General features: G+C 65.4%; 14 protein-coding genes, 1 tRNA gene and 1 pseudogene. 7 read left to right on the top strand and 9 right to left on the bottom strand.

The genetic code is table 11. From position 1 onward, the window contains the following. Nucleotides 1-171: 171 nt before the first annotated feature. Nucleotides 172-1,245, top strand: coding sequence for a phospholipase (locus tag D4Q52_RS08565; RefSeq protein WP_119856127.1), 1,074 nt, complete (start codon nucleotides 172-174; stop codon nucleotides 1,243-1,245). 224 nt (nucleotides 1,246-1,469) lie between these two features. Here the strand turns inward: D4Q52_RS08565 and D4Q52_RS08560 are convergent, their stop codons facing one another. The 3 genes from D4Q52_RS08560 to D4Q52_RS08550 form a co-directional block, all read right to left on the bottom strand. Beyond that, nucleotides 1,470-2,192, bottom strand: a complete 723-nt coding sequence (locus D4Q52_RS08560; RefSeq protein WP_119856126.1) for an LrgB family protein — start codon at nucleotides 2,190-2,192, stop codon at nucleotides 1,470-1,472. Next, a complete protein-coding gene (locus D4Q52_RS08555) occupies nucleotides 2,189-2,572 on the bottom strand; it encodes a CidA/LrgA family protein (protein ID WP_119856235.1) in 384 nt (127 codons plus the stop codon). The genes D4Q52_RS08560 and D4Q52_RS08555 overlap by 4 nt, the downstream gene beginning before the upstream one ends. 100 nt (nucleotides 2,573-2,672) lie before the next feature. Beyond that, nucleotides 2,673-3,209 carry a hypothetical protein gene (locus tag D4Q52_RS08550; RefSeq protein WP_119856125.1) on the bottom strand — a complete coding sequence of 179 codons (537 nt, stop codon included), beginning with the start codon at nucleotides 3,207-3,209 and terminating at the stop codon, nucleotides 2,673-2,675. Nucleotides 3,210-3,377: 168 nt separating this feature from the next. On the opposite strand from D4Q52_RS08550, the gene D4Q52_RS08545 reads away from it, so the two are divergent. Beyond that, nucleotides 3,378-4,457, top strand: coding sequence for an AbrB family transcriptional regulator (locus tag D4Q52_RS08545; RefSeq protein WP_119856124.1), 1,080 nt, complete (start codon nucleotides 3,378-3,380; stop codon nucleotides 4,455-4,457). Nucleotides 4,458-4,493: 36 nt separating this feature from the next. Here the strand turns inward: D4Q52_RS08545 and D4Q52_RS08540 are convergent, their stop codons facing one another. The 4 genes from D4Q52_RS08540 to D4Q52_RS08525 form a co-directional block, all read right to left on the bottom strand. After that, on the bottom strand, nucleotides 4,494-5,225 hold the full coding sequence (locus tag D4Q52_RS08540) for a PRC-barrel domain-containing protein (RefSeq protein WP_119856123.1): 732 nt from the start codon (nucleotides 5,223-5,225) through the stop codon (nucleotides 4,494-4,496). A gap of 83 nt (nucleotides 5,226-5,308) precedes the next feature. After that, nucleotides 5,309-5,686 (bottom strand): response regulator, encoded by a 378-nt coding sequence (locus D4Q52_RS08535; RefSeq protein WP_119856122.1) that lies wholly within the window; start codon nucleotides 5,684-5,686, stop codon nucleotides 5,309-5,311. A gap of 75 nt (nucleotides 5,687-5,761) precedes the next feature. Then, nucleotides 5,762-6,967, bottom strand: a complete 1,206-nt coding sequence (locus tag D4Q52_RS08530) for a sensor histidine kinase (RefSeq protein WP_119856121.1) — start codon at nucleotides 6,965-6,967, stop codon at nucleotides 5,762-5,764. Between the two features lie 166 nt (nucleotides 6,968-7,133). Further along, nucleotides 7,134-7,679, bottom strand: a complete 546-nt coding sequence (locus tag D4Q52_RS08525; protein ID WP_425328464.1) for a disulfide bond formation protein B — start codon at nucleotides 7,677-7,679, stop codon at nucleotides 7,134-7,136. A gap of 169 nt (nucleotides 7,680-7,848) precedes the next feature. Here D4Q52_RS08525 and D4Q52_RS08520 point away from each other — a divergent pair. Beyond that, a tRNA-Leu gene (locus tag D4Q52_RS08520) sits at nucleotides 7,849-7,933 on the top strand. Nucleotides 7,934-8,164: 231 nt separating this feature from the next. After that, complete coding sequence (locus D4Q52_RS08515; RefSeq protein ID WP_119856120.1) at nucleotides 8,165-8,932, top strand: alpha/beta hydrolase family protein; 768 nt, start codon at nucleotides 8,165-8,167, stop codon at nucleotides 8,930-8,932. Between the two features lie 14 nt (nucleotides 8,933-8,946). On the opposite strand, the gene D4Q52_RS08510 is transcribed toward D4Q52_RS08515, so the two are convergent. Further along, complete coding sequence (locus tag D4Q52_RS08510; protein ID WP_119856119.1) at nucleotides 8,947-9,456, bottom strand: MarR family winged helix-turn-helix transcriptional regulator; 510 nt, start codon at nucleotides 9,454-9,456, stop codon at nucleotides 8,947-8,949. Nucleotides 9,457-9,944: 488 nt separating this feature from the next. Here D4Q52_RS08510 and D4Q52_RS08505 point away from each other — a divergent pair, with 488 nt between their 5' ends. Both D4Q52_RS08505 and D4Q52_RS08495 read left to right on the top strand, forming a co-directional pair. Further along, on the top strand, nucleotides 9,945-11,459 hold the full coding sequence (locus D4Q52_RS08505) for a porin (RefSeq protein WP_119856118.1): 1,515 nt from the start codon (nucleotides 9,945-9,947) through the stop codon (nucleotides 11,457-11,459). Between the two features lie 791 nt (nucleotides 11,460-12,250). Then, complete coding sequence (locus D4Q52_RS08495) at nucleotides 12,251-13,813, top strand: acetyl-CoA hydrolase/transferase family protein (protein ID WP_119856233.1); 1,563 nt, start codon at nucleotides 12,251-12,253, stop codon at nucleotides 13,811-13,813. Nucleotides 13,814-14,187: 374 nt separating this feature from the next. On the opposite strand, the gene D4Q52_RS08490 is transcribed toward D4Q52_RS08495, so the two are convergent. Continuing rightward, nucleotides 14,188-15,243 carry an acyltransferase family protein gene (locus D4Q52_RS08490; protein ID WP_119856116.1) on the bottom strand — a complete coding sequence of 352 codons (1,056 nt, stop codon included), beginning with the start codon at nucleotides 15,241-15,243 and terminating at the stop codon, nucleotides 14,188-14,190. Between the two features lie 172 nt (nucleotides 15,244-15,415). Here D4Q52_RS08490 and hrpB point away from each other — a divergent pair. Beyond that, nucleotides 15,416-18,164, top strand: a pseudogene (gene hrpB / locus D4Q52_RS08485) (ATP-dependent helicase HrpB). The last annotated feature ends 42 nt before the right edge of the window (nucleotides 18,165-18,206 follow it).

Below are 18,206 nucleotides of genomic sequence, written 5' to 3'. Positions count from 1 at the left end.
AACTACACACGAGCCCCGGAAGGCCGAGGACGGCAGGACGACCATGCTTGCCGCAAGACACGGCCGAGCCAGGAGACAGCCAGATTTGCGGTTTGTACCCAGCACTGACAGTGTTGCCCGCAGCCGTGCGCAGCGATGTCGCGCAGCCGAATCATTGAGGAAGGAAGCCGGATGAGCGACGCCGTCGTCGACGACATCGTGGCGCTGCTGCCGCCGCTGCTGCAATCGATCGAAACGCTCGGCTTCGTCGCGCGCTATCTGCACCCGCCGGACTTCGGCGAGGTGATGCGGATGGCGGGTGCGCCGGACGCCGATCTGCGCGCCGAGGTGCCGCGGCTGGCGAATTGGCCGGACGCGTTCGCGCATCTGCGTGGCCCGCTGCAGGTGGCGGCTGATCATGTGACAGCGGCGTTCGACGGACTACGCAAGGCCGAGTCCGGCGACGGCGATCTCGTCACCGTGTTTCGCGCGCTGCGGCATCTGCCGCAGGCGATGGAGGCGCTGTATCCGCTCGCCGCGACGCTGCCGCCGGTGTCGGACCTGTTCCTTGACGAGAACGCCCGTGCCGACGAGGATCTGCGCGTGCGCCTCGCGCAGCCGAAGCATCCCGACAGCGGCGTGTTTCATCACGACAACGAGCCCGGCAGCCGCGGCGGCTTCTCGTTTTACGTGCCCGAGACCTACGACCCGGATCGCGCCTGGCCGCTGGTGGTGGCGCTGCATGGCGGCAGCGGCCACGGCCGCCTGTTCCTGTGGAGCTGGCTGCGCGCAGCGCGCAGCCACGGCGCCATCGTGGTGGCGCCGACCGCGCTCGGGCCGACCTGGGCGCTGAAGGGCGAGGATACCGATACGCCGAACCTCGACAGGATCGTCGCATTCATCCGCTCGCGCTGGTCGATCGATCCAGAGCGGCTGCTGCTGACGGGGCTCAGCGACGGCGGCACCTTTTGCTACGTGAGCGGGCTCGGTCCCGCCTCACCCTTTACGCACCTGGCGCCGATCGCCGCCAGCTTTCATCCGATGATCGCCAGTATGGCCGACGCCGACCGGCTGCGCGGCCTGCCGATTCAGATCGTGCATGGCCGCCATGACTGGATGTTTCCGGTCGAGCTCGCGCGCCAGGCCCAGCAGGCTTTGGTCGCCACCGGCGCCAACGTCACCTACCGCGAAATCGACGACCTCAGCCACACTTATCCGCGCGAGATCAGTGCGGCGCTGTTGACGTGGATGGCGAATACAGACTGAGAGAGGCGCGTAGCGCGCTGTAGGTCGGGCTGTTGTGTTGTTGGCACGGCGTTCACCCCACCCCCGTGGTCATCGCCCGGCTCGTCCGTGCGACCCAGTATTCCAGGGCGTTCGTGTGACTTGCCCACGCTCTGCAACACTGGGCCCTCCGCTTTCGCGGAGGGTGACGGTCGGAGGTGGGGTGAGCGCCTCGCGACCTGACTGTGTAGTAACGGCGTCGCCATCTACTTCATCAGCAGCGTCACCAACACCGGCACCAGCAGAGCGGTGATCAGAGCGTTGAGGCTCATGGCGATGCCGGCGAACACGCCGGCGATGGCGTCGACCTGGAAGGCGCGGGCGGTGCCGATGCCGTGTGAGGCGAGGCCGACCGCAAAACCGCGGGCGCGGAAATCGCGAATGCCGATGGCGTTCATCAGTGGCGTCACCACAATAGCACCCATGATGCCGGTGATGATCACCGCGACGGCGGTCAGCGACGGATCGGCGTGGAGCGATTCGCTGATGCCCATCGCGACGCCGGCGGTGACCGATTTCGGCGCCAGCGACAGCACCACGACATTGGGCAGCCCGGCGAGCTGCGCCAGCACCACCACCGAGACGATCGCGGCGATGCAGCCGACCACCAGCGCCAGCGCCATCGGCAGGATTGCGGTGATGACCTGATGACGGTTTTCATAAAGCGGCACCGCGAGCGCCACGGTGGCGGGACCAAGCAGGAAGTGCACGAACTGCGCGCCGCCGAAATAGGTCGTGTAGGACGTGCCGGTGATCCATAGAAACGCCCCGATGATCCACATCGCATGCAGCACCGGGTTGACCAGCGGGTTGCGTCCGGTGGCCTGCGACACCGCATCGGTCGCCGCGTAGACCAGCAGCGTCACCGTCAGCCACAACAGCGGCGTCTGCGACAGATACACCCACAGCGAAAACGGATTGCTGCTCATCGGGCGCCCCACATCGCCAGCAGCCGCGCCGTGACCAGGAACGTCGCCACCGTTGCCAGCAGCGTGATCAACACCGAGCCGGCCAGCACCAGCGCGATCGCGATGCCGTGGCTGGCGATCATGTCGAGCTGCTGGACGACACCGACGCCGGCCGGCACAAACAGCAGCGACAGATGCGCCAGCATGCCTTTCGAGGCATTTTCAACGCCCTCATTGCGCAGCGGTCCGATCGCCAGCCAGCCGAAGCGATCGCGCGCTAGCAACAACAGCAGCAGAAACACCAGCCCGACCACGGGGCCGGGCAGTGGCAGCGCGAGCGCGCGAACCACCACCTCGGCTGTGAGCTGGCAAAGCAGAATGAGTCCGATACTAGCGATCATGCGATGCCCCGGATGTGCGAGATGGGCACCGATGAGCCGCTTCACGCGGGCATGTCAAATCAATGTCCCGCGCGCGTCGAGCCGTGGCGGGACTACCGCGTCAGCCCTTCAACCGCTTGTTGCACTCGCTCCAGTAGCCGCCCCCCTTCTGGATCCACTTCAGGCCGCCGGTGGTGTTGGCGGCCTTGTTGGCTTTCCACTGTTCGGCACAGGTGTGCAGCCGGGCGCGCGTGGCGGGCTCCTTGGCGAACTTCGGATCGACCGCGGTTGGATAGGTGGCGGGGCCGGCAGGGGTCGCCGGCGCTGCGGCGGCCTTCGGCCTTGCGGCCGGTTTGGTGTCTGCCGCTTTGGGCTCCGCCGGCTTGATCTCCGAAGCCTTGGTTTCCGTACTCTTAATTTCCGAAGCTTTCGGCTCGGTCGCGGCAGCCTTGTCGTCGGATGCCGCGGGAGTGCTGACCTCGGCACATTGCGCCCTGCGGAAATCGTTCCAGCTCTGGCCGTCGAGCGTGCCGGCAGTCTTGGCGGCCTGATACTTGGCGCTGCATTCCTGAGCAGTCAGCGCGTAGCTGGGCGCTGCGGAGCCCAGCATCATGAGAAACGCACCGGCTGTAAGTTTCGTCAAACTTCGATCCGTCATCGTCCCGGTCTCCTGCAGTCGTGAAACCGCCGCATCCTAGCGCCGGGCGAGGGGCTGACAATCGCCAACTGATTAGTTCGCGCCTATTACCGTTGCCCCCGCGCCTCGGGCATGGCCGCGCGCGTGGTTCGCATTTGCCGGCGGTATTTTGATTTGCCATAAGGTCGCGTGTCAGAAAATACAACTCTCGCCGCGCCGAGCCTGCGGTCCAAGACTTTGAACGTGCTCGAAACCATCGCGATCGGCGCCGCCGGTGGCGGGTTGTCCTATTGGGCTCAGCTTCCCGGCGGGCTGATCACCGGCGCGATGGTGGCGGTGGCGGCTGCGGGCCTTGCCGGACGCAAGATGGGGCTGCCGCCGCCCTTGTCGCATATCGTGCTGATGGCGCTCGGCGTCTCGCTCGGCTCGATGGTGTCGCCGCAGATGATCCACAATCTGTCGTCCTATCCGGTGACGATCGGACTGCTGGCGGTGGCGACGTTCTGCGCCACTTTCGGCAGCAGCATCTATCTGCAGCGGGTGCACGGCTGGGATCGCACCTCGGCGCTGCTCGCCGGCAGTCCGGGGGCGTTGTCGCAGATCATCATGCTGGCAACCGAGCGCAAGGCGAACGTGCCGGGTATCGCCGTAGTGCAGATCATGCGGGTCATCATCCTGACCAGCGCGGTGCCGCTGCTGCTGGCGGCGACCGGCATGATGGCGCATGGTCCGCTGCCGTCGCGCGGGCCGGAGGCGACGCCGCTGGTGCTGCTCGAATTGTCGGCGGTCGCGATCGCCGCCTCGCTGCTGCTGCGGCTGATCAATTTTCCGGCCAGCTGGATGTTCGGCGCGATGCTCGGCTCCTCGGTGCTGCACGGCTCCGGACTGGTCGAGGGCACGCTGCCGCAATGGGCCTATCTGCCGGCGCTGGTCGGCATCGGCACGCTGATCGGCTCGCGCTTCGGCGCTATCAAGGCCCGCACCATCCTCAGCTATCTCGGCGCCGCGCTCGGCTCCTTCGCGGTGGCGATCGCGATCTCGGCCGTCTTCGTGGTTGGCATCATCCTGACCACGCCTGTCCGGCTCGCCGATCTGGTGGTGGCGTTCTCCCCCGGCGCGATGGACGCCATGATGGCGCTGGCGCTGACCCTGCACATCGATCCGGTGTTCGTCGGCGCACACCATCTGTCGCGCTTCATCTACGTCTCGATCGTCACGCCCGGCATCGTCCACTGGTTCGGCCGCAGCCCGGACGATCTCGACGATTGATGGTCCGCGCCGGGGTCAGCACAGCGATACGACCGTTCAGGGTGCGGCAAAGAACGCGTCGTTGCGGGTGCGCCAGGCTTGATCGGAGAGCCAGTTGTAGTCCTGGTCGGGCATCAGCGGCACCTTTTGCATGACGTCCTTGGCTATCGGCAGGAAGAAGCTCGATCGATCCTGCGTCACCTTGAGTGACTTGATCGGGACGACGATGCTGTCCTTGCCGGTGGTGAAGAAACCTCCCGAGGCGACGATCGCGTAGTCCCGGCCGTCCTTGGTGCCGAACACGATGTTGCGGACCTCGCCGACGATCTTGTCGTCGGCACTGCGGACTTCCGCCCCGATCATCTGATCGGTGCGCAATCCGGGCGTCAGCTGGTCGATCCGGATCAGCGGTCTGGCGCCCTTCTTGTCACGGCTGCCCAACGGCGCCCCGTGCCGGACCTTCGGCTCGCGTGCAGCATTCTGAATATCGGCCTGCTCCTCGTCATTGTCGCCCAGCGATCCCATCGGCGGTCCGGCGATGAGTTCGCGAATATTGGCGAGGAGACGCTCGCAGTCGTCGTGGCGGCCATAAGATCGAAGCGTCAGGGCCGCGTCGCGCAGACTCCTGAGGTCGCGGACCGACTGACTATTCGCCGGCCCCCGAAATCGCGGGTTGTCCTGGATCGCTTCTTCCAGCCGGGCATCGGCGAGTTCGCACTCGGCCAGCGCTTGTGTCATGCCGACGGCGCTGAACACCGCAGCCGCTATCACTATTCGTCCGATCGTCATGGAGAGCCGTCTTTCTCGCCCGGGCTTCGGGCATTGCAGCGAGGCCGCGCAGCGCGCGGCCGCGATCCGGCGAGGCGGGGGCGTCAGGCTCCGCCGGTCAGCTCGCGAATGGCGTTGATGATCTGCGCTGGTTGACAGGGTTTGACGAAGAACCGGGCGTCCGGCGGGAGATCCCCATCCTGCAGTTTGAATTGCCCCGAGGTCGCGATGATCCTGATCGGCGGCCACCGTTCCCGAACCGCGGCGGCAAGTTTCAGCCCGTTCATTGCGCCCGGCATATCGATGTCAGTGAACATCAGCCGGATATCGGGATCGCGCTCGAGCGTGCGAATGCCTTCGTCAGCGCTCACCGCCTCCACGACGTCGAACCCCGCCTCGATCAGCATCTCGACCACGTCCATGCGAATGAACGTTTCATCTTCGACGACGAGGATGCGGATTCTGTGCGGGCTTGAAGGCATGAAATGGGGACTCACAATAATTGGCGGATGGCGCGGGGCCAGGAAGGTGACGTGCATTCGTGCATCACGTGTTCCTCACGGCGGGTCGAGCGGGAATTTGATGGTGAAAAGCGCACCCTGGGGGATGTTCTTCGAGATCGTGAGTTCGCCCATCAATTGTCGCACCAGGCCGATGATGACCCGGAAGCCGAGGCTCTTACGCGGCTGATTGATGTCGAATTCGTCGGGCAGACCGGCGCCTTCATCGGAAATCTCGACGAGCAGGTGGCCGTTGATCTCCCGGGCGTCCATCCGGATCACCCCAGGCCCGTCGACATAGGCGTATTTGACGGCGTTGGTGACCAGCTCGTTGACCAGCAGACCCAAAGGTATCGCCTTGTCGGCGGACAGGATGATTGGGTCGGACCGGGATTGAAGCGTGTGTTCCGGCGCCGAACTCTGCAGATTCTTGCAAAGATGGCCGACGAAATCGGACAGATCGACGAAGCCGACCTTGCTGCCACGCCACAGATGATCGTGCACCTCCGCGATCGAGGCGACGCGCATTGCTGCATTTTCCAGCGCGCTTTTGACGTCGGCCGAGTCCGAACTGCGGGCCTGGACGCGGAGCAGGCCGACCACCGATGTCAGGCTGTTCTTGACCCGATGGCTCATTTCCCGCGTCAGCAACTCCTCGTGGTCGAGCGCGGCCTGAAGCTTCGCATCGGCATGCTGGCGTTCGATGGCGATGCCGAGCAGACCGGCGAAGCCGGCGAGAAAGTCTGCATCGGCATCGTCGAACTGCCCCGGATCGGGACTGTCCGCCTCGAGAATCCCGAACGGTGTGTTGCCCTCGCCGCCGCGTCGGATCAGGACGTTGATGGCACGCCGGATGCCGTGGTCGGCCAGAAGTTTCGGCGTCCGGAAACGCGTCTCTTTCTGCAGATGATTGGAAATAACCGATTGCCCGGTCTGAAACGCATAGCCGGCGGGTGACTCGATGTCGGCGCCGAGCGACACGTGATCTATCGTGCCGGCGGGCCAGCCGATCCCGGCACGCACCACCAGGCGCTTTCCGCCCGGATCGTATTCAAGAACCTTGGCGTAGGCGCATCCCGAGCCACGCGCGCTGAGATTGGCGGCCTGCCGCAGAATCTGCTGAAAATCGCGCGTCTGAAGCGCGGCCGTTCCGAATTCGCGCAGGAGAGCCTGCTGACGGCGGCGGTAGGGAAGTTCGTCCTGAAGATGATCGTGCGAGGTATCGGAGGCTGTCGGATAAACCGGCCTCTGTTCGGTAGGCATATCGCTGTCGATTCTGGAGCGGTCACGGGACGCGAGTTGTCAGCCATACACGAAAGCTGTGATGAGCGTTCGTACCGACCGCCTGAGTGACGACACATGACAACGCGCCGTATGGAACATTGTTCCGGAAGGGGCAGCCGGGTTGAGGGCTTGCGTGTGGCCGCGATCAGCGCCGGATCTGGAGGATGCCCCAGCCGGCAAGCGCCGCCAGCCCGAGCGACAGCAGCACGTTGTAGCCGGCCAGCGACAGGCCGAGAAACTTCCACTGCACCTCGTCGCAGCGCACCACCTTCACCTTGTCCAGCTGATCCAGCAGGCTGCCGGCCTTGCTCAGATCCAGCACCGGCCCGCTGCAATCGCTTGGCCCGGGCCAGAACTTCCATTCGACGCCGGCATGGTAGGCGGCGAGCCCGGCATTGCCGAGCGCCAGCAGGGCCAGCACCGCAAGGCCCGCAAGCAGCAGCGACACCGGCGTCTCCCGCTTTGCGGCAAAGGCCACCAAGGCCGCCAGCGGAACGGCCGCATAATAGGCGTAGCGCTGTTCGAGGCAGAGCGGGCACGGCTGCAAGTCGAGCGCGAGCTGGAAATACCATGCGCCGCCGAGCGCGGCCGCGGCGATCACCGCATAAGCCAACGCGACGTTCTGGGCGACGCGGGTGCCGCGGTCGAGACGTGCGCCGATATGATAGGGGTCGACAGGACGAGCCGTCACGGTGATCTCCAGTTCCGGGGTCGTATCGCGGCGCCCGCCGGCTGTCGAGATCGTCGCCGATCAAACCGAGGTGTAGGAGCGCCGGCGCCGGCAGCTCCGCCGGGTTGACCCCGATTTCCCGGCCGCTATAGTCCCGGCCGCTTCGCAACCGGCTGGTCCGGCGGCGCGGGCCCCTGTGGCGGAACTGGTAGACGCGCTCGACTCAAAATCGAGTTCCGCAAGGAGTGCTGGTTCGATCCCGGCCAGGGGCACCATTTTCGGCCACGGCAGCGACCCCTGAGGGCGCCGGTCTCCTCAATCGCCGAGCGCGACCTGCTGCCTGCTGATTGGCTCGGCGTTAGCCCCACCACCGGATCCGCTGCCGCGCCGGCGGCAAGGACCGTCGCCAACCCGCTCGCTCCGCCTGCGCCTACAGGGGAATTGACACGTCCTGATATTGTTGGATGAGCTAGTCAGCAATTTTGAGCAGTTGTTTTCATTGTTATTTGCTGGAGCTGTTATTGTGCAACACGCCGGGCCCCGATCAACCGGGCAAAGCCGAACGCATTAGCGCGTTCCTGACGCGGTTTGGTCCGCCCGCTCGCGTCGTTACGGTAAGCTGGCGCGAGGATGCGGAGCTCCAGGCCTACTATCTGCCGCCCGGATCCGCTGAACCGACCGGGACGCCGGGTATTATCTGCATCGGCGAGACCCGCAGCAAGGAAGCTCTCTTTCGATTGATGGCGAGGCCGTCGCGCGCGCGTGGGCTGGCGCTGCTCTGTGCCGACCTCGGCGACCCAGCGGCGCCGACGCTGCGCCGGTCGATCCGTCCGGAGACCTGCATCTCGGCGCTGATCGATCACCTGGCCGACGAGCCCGGGATCGATCCGGCGCGCATTGCCGTGATGGGCGATGGCAGCGCATCGTCGCTGGTGGCGCGCGGTGTCGCTTTCGACGGCCGCGCCGCAGCGGCGGTGTGCGACGGCGGATTGTGGGAGCGCTGGGCCAGCAGTCATTCCTGGCCGTCGCCCATGCCGCTCGATGACGTGGCGCCGCCGTTCGGGCTGGCAATGCCGTGCCCGACCTTGATCCCGCTCCGCCGCGCCAAGGATATCGATCCGGCGCATGCACAGGAGCTGCTGGTGTCCAGACTGCCCCGGGTTTCTGGAGACGCGGGCGGCAAACTTGTCGATCTCGGCGGCGCGAAGTCGCGGGTGCAGGTCGGATCAATTCTGGATTGGGTGCGCGACCGGCTTCGCGAGCGTATCGGCTGACACCCTGGCCCGGCTCAGAAGCCGCCGGCAATCTTCAAGCAGGCTTTTTCCAGCTGGCCGCTCAGCTCGGTGAGCTGGTCGGTGAGTTCGGCGACGGCATCGTTGGTCAGGCCGGCAAAGATGAAAGCGTTGAGGGCGCGCTCACCAGCCGCGAGGCCGGCGATCTGCTTCTTGGCCTTGTCGGTCAGGAACAGCTTGACCACACGAGCGTCCGCTTCGTCGGCCTGCCGGCCGAGCAGGCCCTTCTTCTCCAGCAACTTGGACTGGGTGGTGATGAATGACGAATCGACATGCAGCGCCCCCGCGACATGACGAACCGAGACTCCATCGCCCTCGTCCAGGCGCTGAATGGTCGTCAGGATCGCGAATTGCGGACCGCTGATACCAAGACTACCGGCGCGATAGTGCCGAATCTCATCAAGATGGACAGCCAGGCTGCCGATGATCGTGCTGAACTCACGGGCCGTGACGGCGTCGACCGCAGACGATCGCACCGCCAAACCAAGCTTCGCCTTCCTGGGCATTCATCCTCCGGGTCAATCCGATGGCGGACCATATCACCTTTTGCACATCAGTTTCTATCTCAAACATTGGTACCAGAATGAGGCGGGTGAGATGCCAGCCGCGGCACTGCGTCGTCAAGTCGGATCAGAGTGGGCCAGACGGGTTAGCTGCGCGACTTTCGCCCAAGGCAGCAATGCGGGACGGCGTCCGGGCTGATACGTCTGGCAATTCGGCGTGGCCGCGGCATATCCGGCAATTGGTACGCGGCGAATGTATGCCTGTTGCGCAAATACAACGGCGATCGGCAATCAATTAGCTGATTAGATAAAGAATTTCCATCAGCTAATAAAATCAACCATGATCCGGTGCAGACGGGTGGGGCACAAATATCGTCCCGTTGAGACGTGTGATCGGCTCGCAACAGCCGGCACTCATCGAAGTACAGGGTCGCCTTGAGGCTATGACCTGCAGGGTCGGACCTTCTCGCTAATTGCTCTGGAGGGCTGTGATGACATCGATCAAAACGATACTGATCAAAACCGCACTGATCAAAGCCGCACCGATCAAAACACTGGCGCTGGCTTCGACGGCGGCGCTGCTGGCGTACGGCAGCGCCCAAGCGGCGGATCTTCCGCTGAAGGCCAAGGCCGTCGAATACGTCAAGATCTGCTCGATCTACGGAGCGGGCTTCTACTACATTCCGGGCACAGACACCTGCATCAAGCTCGGCGGCTATCTGCGCGCCGACGTCACACTATACGGCTCGAGCGCCTATAACGCGCCGGCGTGGGCCGGCAACGCCGGCCAGAAGAACCGTCTGGCCAACAATTTCATCTTCCGCTCGCGTCAGGATATCAACATCGATACCCGCACCGCGACCGAGTACGGCCTGGTCCGCACCTATTTCGATGCGACCTTCAACTGGACCTCGGGTGACGCGGTCGCAGGTGGCACGCTCGGCGTCTACTACGCATTCATCCAGTTCGCCGGCTTCACCTTTGGTAAGGCGGTGTCGCAGTTCGACACGCCCTGGACCGGCTATCCGGGCAACAACACCTCGTTCCTGATCGGCGGCTACGACGACGTCACCGGCATCAACCAGATTTCCTACACCGCCCAGTTCGGCAACGGCGTGTCGGCCGCGATTTCGCTGGAAGATCCGTCGAGCTATTTGCAATCCGGCCTGTACAACACCAGCAACCCGGGCCTGACTGCCGCCCAGATCAATGCCGCCTATCCGGCCGGCGTATTCGGCACCAACTCTTATGCCGGCGTCGCGGTCCCGGATATCGTCGGACAGATCCGCGTCGACCAGGCCTGGGGCCTGTTCCAGGTGTCGGCAGCGGCGCACCAGGTCCGCGCCAGCTACTACACCCCCTCGCTCGAGACCTCCGGTCACCCGAGCGATACCTGGGGCTACGCGGTGCAGGGCGCCCTGTCCCTCAAAAACCTGCCGACCGGACCGGGCGACAGCTTCAACATCACCGCGACCTATTCAAACGGCGCCACCCGCTACGTGATCGGCGGCGTCAGCCCGAATTCGTTCGCGATCTACGGCAGCTCGGGAATTCCGGGCGTGTATCAGAGCATCGCGTTCGGCGGCTCACCTGACGGCGTGTTCGGCGGCCTGAACAACATCGTCGGCACCAACATCCAAAAGACGACTGCCTGGGGCGTGCGTGGTGCCTTCAACCACAACTGGAGCCCCTCCTGGTCGACATCGGTGTTCGGGTCGTACAGCTCGGTGGACTTCAACTCCAACGCGACCGCTTTGATCTCCACAGCGTTCGGCAGTCCATACAATCCGGACATCCGGATTGCCCAGATCGGCGCCATTACGCGCTGGAATCCGGTCAAGAACCTCACCTTCTCGGGTGAGTTCATGTACACCTATCTGGATCAAGCCAATAGCGGTCTTGTCGTGCTGACCGCACCGGGCGCTACCAAGCCTCCCGGCGCGATCTATGAGTACAAGGATCAGGGCGTCTGGAGCGGCAACCTCCGCGCTCAGCGCACCTTCTGATCCGCTCCTAGCGGTGAAGCGACTGAACCCTGGCGGGCAACCGCCGGGGTTTTGTCGCGTATGGGCTGTTATCATTGTCTGCGCGTGGGCGTAGGAACTCAGCCGCAGAAACATCCCGCAGGGGTCTGACGATCAACGCGTCAGCTGACCCTTTAAATCCTGCACCATCTCTCGGTTGGGGACGCCATTGCTCAATATTCGGCCAGTCGATGAGTAAGTCAGCTATTGAAGTCAATCAATCGATGCCTATAATTCCACCATCGGCGCAGAGTCGCCGGTGGCAGCGAAGGAGATCGCCAGGACTTCTTTCCAAATGTAATACCTCCAAGAAACCTCCGGCAATGCCCTGCCGGAGGTTTTCAAGTTTGAAGGGGGCACTACGACCGGGTCGTAGAGCCACTCCCATCGGTAGCAGAGCTGGCTCATCGCCGATCAATCGCACCTCGGATAATCATCCGTCCCACATCGGCGCTCGCGTCCACCAAGGTCCCGCCAAACGTCTCCTTGCATTCAAAGCGAACCAGCACTGCGATTGTCGCATACCAACACCTGCTGCTTCATCGCTGCCGCGTGATTTGGCCGGTTCTCGGGTGGGTGTTAGAAACCCACGCAAAAAAAAGCGGCACCGCCACTGGGCCGCAGTGCCGTCACCGCAGTCGCCGGCCGGTCGTCAAACTATCGTTCGACCCGGCCGCGCCGTCAGCCATAGGTCGGATGGTGCTTTTCAGCGGAGCGGCTAGACGAATCGGATCACTCCCGTGACGGCGCCCAGCCAAACAGAAAGAACCGTGATGGTCCTTCCCAGCTCTCGCGTGCTTGCTCCTCACCTCCGTGCCAAGGTCATGACCGCGGCCGACGCCGCTGCGCAGATTCCGTCCGGCGCGAATGTCGGGATGAGCGGCTTCACTGGGTCGGGCTATCCGAAACTGCTCCCGCTGGCGCTCGCAGAGCGTATCAACGCCCACCACGCCCGCGGTCAGAAATTCAAGGTCTCGGTCTGGACCGGCGCCTCGACCGCGCCCGAGCTCGACGGCGCGCTCGCCAAGGTCGACGGCATCGAGATGCGGCTGCCGTATCAGTCCGATCCGACCTGCCGCAAACGCATCAACGCGGGCCGGATGGAATACATCGACATCCATCTGTCTCACGTCGCCCAGCACGTCTGGTTCGGCTTTCTCGGCAAGCTCGATATCGCCATCGTCGAGGTCGCCGGCATCCGCGAGGACGGCAGCCTGATCCCGTCGTCCTCGATCGGCAACAACAAGACCTGGCTCGATCTCGCCGACAAGGTGATCCTCGAAGTCAACGCCTGGCAGGACCTTCGCCTCGAGGGCATGCACGACGTGTACTACGGCACGCAGCTGCCGCCGCATCGCAAACCGATTCCGATCGTTGCTTCCGGCGATCGCATCGGCGAGCCGTATCTGCGCTGCGATCCCTCCAAGATCGTCGCCATCGTCGAGACCAATCTGCCGGACCGCAATTCGGCCTTCTCCGCGCCGGATGAAAGCTCGCAGGCGATCGCCGGCCACATCCTCGACTTCCTCGGCCATGAGGTGAAGAAGGGGCGGCTGCCGCCGAATTTGCTGCCGCTGCAGTCCGGCGTCGGCAACGTCGCCAACGCGGTGATGGCTGGCCTCGAGGAGGGACCGTTCGACAACCTGACCGCCTACACGGAAGTACTGCAGGACGGCATGCTGCAGTTGTTGCGCAAGGGCAAGCTGACCCATGCTTCGGCAACCGCGCTGTCGCTGTCACCGGACGGCTATGACGAATTCCTCCGCAACCTCGATTTTTATCGTGAGCGCATCGTGCTGCGGCCGCAGGAGATCTCCAACCATCCGGAGGTGATCCGCCGGCTCGGTGTGATCGCCATGAACGGGCTGATCGAGGCCGACATCTACGGTAACGTCAATTCGACTCACATCATGGGCACCAGCATCATGAACGGCATCGGCGGCTCGGGCGATTTCGCCCGCAACTCCTATCTATCGTTCTTCATGACGCCGTCGGCCGCCAAGGGCGGCAAGATCTCCTGCATCGTGCCGATGGCGTCGCATGTCGACCATACCGAGCACGACGTCCAGGTCATCGTCACCGAGCAGGGCCTCGCCGATCTGCGCGGCCTGTCGCCCAAACAGCGCGCCAAGGTGATCATCGAGAACTGCGCGCACCCGACCTTCAAGCCGGCGCTGAAGGAATACTATAAGCGCGCGCTGGAATACTCGCCGGGCTTGCACACACCGCACATCCTCGACGAGGCGCTGACCTTCCTGCCGAACTGGATGGCCAACAAGGCCGCGCGCGAAGCCTGGCGCGAGGACGCAGTGGTACAGGCGGATGTGTGGCGGTGAGAGTGGTGCGCTAACAAGCAGCGTGTCCGTCATCCTGAGGTGAGCGCCCTCTTCGGCGCGCCTCGAAGGATGACTACCACGTGCGCTTGTAGGCCCATCCTTCGAGGCCGCCGCTGCGCGGCGGCACCTCAGAGCCTGACCGGAAATACGCCCTTTGAAAGTAGGCACCTTTCTATCCACGCGTCATGCCCGGCCTTGTGCCGGGCATCCACGCCTTACGGCCGTAAATGCAGAAAAGGCGTGGATGGCCGGGACAAGCCCGGCCATGACGGAGATTGTGAGCAAACTACCCGGCTGAAAAATTTGGCTGAGAATTCGGCCTTAGTTTCCGGCCGGGCTCTCCGGATGACGCTTACTTTGGATTGCCTCGACCGCTACTCCGCCGCCTGCAGCCGCGTCGCCTTCTTCCTCGGCGCGATCCAGAACGCATCGGGGCGTTCGAACAGGAAGCGGGCGCCGGTCTTCAGCGCCAGCCACCAGATCAGCAGCGCGCCGACCACGCCGGCGATGTTGACCAGGAGTGCAATCACGCCGAGGTCGAGGAAGCCGCCGAATTTCAGCAGCAGCGACCGGCTGATCGCCATCGGCAGGAAGAACGCCAGATAGATCACGATCGAATGCTCGCCGCAGAACCGCAGCCCGTCGAGCCAGCGCTTCTGCGCCAGCAGCGTGCCGGTGGCGATGATGGCGCCGGCGCCGGCGAGCCCGAGCAGCAGCGAGATCACTGGCCATTCGCTGAGCCCGACATGCACCAGTGCGGCGTTGATCACGGCCCAGGCGGCGAGCCCGCCGAGCGCCAGCGCCGGCCGGGCACGCGCCGCGTCCGAGAACGCGAAGACGTGCCGGGCGCACAGATAGCCGGTGTAGAAATAGAAGAACCGCGCGCAGAACTCGTCCGGCACCATCCAGCCGGTCTGCAGATGCAGCGACTCCAGCAGCGCCGCGACGCCCCACACCAAGAGCGGCGGCAGGCCGCGCGTCGCCTTGGCGACGACGAAGAAAATCGGCAGCAGATAGATGAACCATAGCGTGCCGAACGGATCGATGAAGGACAGCGCGTAGAGCTTTGCCACGCCCGCCCAGCCCATCTCGGCCGCGAAGGAGGGCGCCTTGAAGGCGAACTGGATCGTCACCCACAGCACGTAGAAGTAAGCGAAGTGCACGACCTTGCGGTCCAGGTAGGTCCGCCAGTCGCGGTCGATCACCACCGCCAGGAACAGGCCAGAGATCAGGAAGAAGTCCGGCATCCGGAATGGTTTGGCGAACTCGACCACGTAGTGCATGAAGCTGGTCTGGCCGGCCGCGGCTTCGACGCCCAGCACCGAATGCATCATCACCACCATGATGATGCAGATGCCCTTGGCGTAGTCGACCCAGTCGATCCGGTCGCCGTGCATGCGGGCGGGAGCATGTGTGCCGTTCGCGGTCATCGCTGTTCCTGTCTGATGCGGCTCGGACGCATCTTCCGCGGGATCGGTTGCGTTAGTGTTGCGCCGATCAAGGAATGTGCCGGGTTTCTGGGACCGAAAGACCTGCGACGGTTTTGCTGCGGATTATGGTTTCTGTTAACCATCCGCGCGTTCCGCTGCCCACGAGTGAGTCTTGCCCCGCACCTTCGCCACATCGTTGCCGATCGACGACGCGCTCGGGGATCTCGCCGCCGCGCTCGAGGCGAGCAGCACGGCTGTGCTGGTAGCGCCGCCCGGCGCCGGCAAAACCACGCGGGTGCCGCTGGCGCTGCTCGAGGCGCCGTGGCTGCAGGGTAAGAAGATCATCGTGCTGGAGCCGCGCCGTATCGCCGCGCGCGCCTCTGCCGAACGCATGGCGAAGACTCTGGGCGAGCGGGCCGGCGAGACCGTCGGCTACCGCGTTCGGTTCGGCTCGAAAGTCTCGCGCGCCACGCGGATCGAAGTGGTCACCGAGGGCATCTTCACGCGGCAGATCCTCGATGACCCGGAACTGACCGGCGTCGGCGCCGTGCTGTTCGACGAGTTTCATGAGCGGTCCCTTGATGCCGATCTGGGCCTGGCGCTGGCGCGCGATGCGCAACAAGGGCTGCGCGAAGATCTGCGTATCCTGGTGATGTCGGCGACCATCGACGGCGCGCGCGTCGCCGAATTGCTCGGCGATGCACCGGTGGTCGAGAGCCGCGGCCGGGCGTTTCCGGTCGAAACCCGCTATCTCGGCCGCCGCAGCGACGCGCCGATGGAGCGGCAGATGGCCGAGGCGATCGCCGCGGCGCTGCGCAGCGATGCCGGCTCGGTGCTGGCGTTTCTCCCCGGAGCTGCGGAGATCCGCCGCACCGAGACCATGCTGCGCGAGCGCGTGCACGATGCGTCGATCGAGATCGTGCCGCTGTTCGGGGCGCTCGACGCCGCCGTGCAGGACCGCGCCATCCAGCCGGCCCCCAAGGGCCAGCGCAAGGTGGTGCTGGCGACCTCTATCGCCGAGACCTCGCTGACCATCGAGGGCGTGCGCATCGTGGTCGATTGCGGGTTAGCCCGGGTGCCGCGCTACGAACCGGACCTCGGGCTGACGCGGCTGGAGACGGTGCGGGCCTCGCGGGCCGCGGTCGACCAACGCCGCGGCCGCGCCGGCCGCATCGAGCCGGGCGTCTGCTACCGGCTATGGGACGAGCCGCAGACCGCGTCGCTGCCGGCCTACACCCAGCCGGAAATCCTCAGCGCCGATCTGTCGTCGCTGCTGCTCGACCTGGCGCAATGGGGCGTGAGCGACCCGGCGTCGCTGGCGTTTCTCGATCCCCCGCCGGCACCGGCGCTGAAGGAGGCGCGCGAGCTGCTGCGCGAGCTCGGCGCCCTCGACGCGGACCGCCGCATCACCGACGAGGGCCGGGCGCTGCGGGCGATGGCGTTGCCGCCGCGGCTGGCGCGGATGATCGTCGATGCGGCGCGCTTCGATCATGCCGGGGAGGCCGCCGAGATCGCCGCGCTGTTGACAGAGCGCGGCCTCGGCGGCGACAGCGCCGATCTCGACGCCCGCCGCGACAATTTCCGCCGCGACCGCTCGCAGCGCGCGATGAGCGCGCGGCAGATGGCCGAGCGATGGGCCAGGCAGGCGGCTGCGACGAGAGAAGATAATTCGCCCTCATCCTCGAAGCGCGACGCGGCGTCCTCTTCTTCCTCCCCCCTTGCGGGGGAGGGTCGGGGTGGGGGGTGGCCACAGGCGAGGCCTTCCTCGGGGAGGGGGGGGGGCGCCCCCCGCCCCCCCCCCCCTGGGGGGGGGGGGGGGGGGGGGGGGGGGGGCCCCCCCGCCCCGCCCTCCCCGGGCCCCCCCCCCCCCCCCCCCCCCCCCCAACGGGGGAGGGGAGCAACGCCGCGGCTCGGGGCGAGGTGGTATCGCACAGAGAGAGTCGGCCGGAGAGGCGCTTAGCTCCGGTGTCCTGCTTGCTTTCGCCTTCCCGGACCGCATCGCCAAGAACCGCGGCAATGGCTCGTTCGTGCTGGCCAATGGTCGGGGCGCCAGTGTTGAGCAAACCTCGGCGCTGGCGCGGGCGCCGTATCTGGCGGTGGGGGAACTGACCGGCACGGCAGCGCAGGGGCGCATCCTGCTGGCGGCACCGATCACGCTGGCCGAGATCGAGCGGCATTTCGGCGATCAGATCAGCGACGCCGACGAGGTCAGCTTCGACCGCGCCGCGATGGCGCTGCGGGCGCGGCGCCGGCGCGGGCTGCATGCCATCACGCTCTCCGAAGCGCCGCTGGCGCTGACGCCGTCGGAGCACACTGCCCAGGTGCTGGCCGACGGGTTGATTGCCGCCGGGCTCGATCGCCTGCCGTGGTCGAAGCAGCTGCAGCAATGGCGCGGAAGGGTGATGTTCCTGCGCAAGGCCGAAGGCGATCCGTGGCCGGACCTGTCGGACGACGGCCTTGCCGCGCAGCGTGAGGCGTGGCTGGTGCCGGCGCTGTTTGACAAGACCGGACTGAAGGACGTGTCCGCCTCCGATTTGTCGGACGCGCTGATGAACCTGCTGCCGTGGGAGCTGCGCAACCGGCTCGACCGCGAGGCGCCGACGCATTTCGAGGCGCCGACCGGCAGTCATCTGCCGATCGACTACGAGGCCGAGCAGGGTCCGACCATCGCGGTGCGGCTGCAGGAGCTGTTCGGCCTGACGACGCATCCCTCGGTTGCCGGGGGCCAGGTCGCGCTGGTGCTCGAGTTGCTGTCACCGGCGCATCGCCCTGTGCAGGTGACCCGCGACCTGCCGGGTTTCTGGCGCGGCTCTTATGCGGGGGTGCGGGCCGATCTGCGCGGTCGCTACCCGCGCCATCCCTGGCCGGAAGATCCGGCCAGTGCGCCGCCGACCCGCCGCGCCAAGCCGCGCGGGACGTAATCGCAGGCTGAGCCGCGGTTCCGGTGCGGGCTTTAAGCCTTT

It is taken from the genome of Rhodopseudomonas palustris, assembly GCF_003591005.1.
GTDB lineage: Bacteria > Pseudomonadota > Alphaproteobacteria > Rhizobiales > Xanthobacteraceae > Rhodopseudomonas > Rhodopseudomonas palustris_K.
This window is presented reverse-complemented; position numbering and strand designations above follow the sequence as displayed.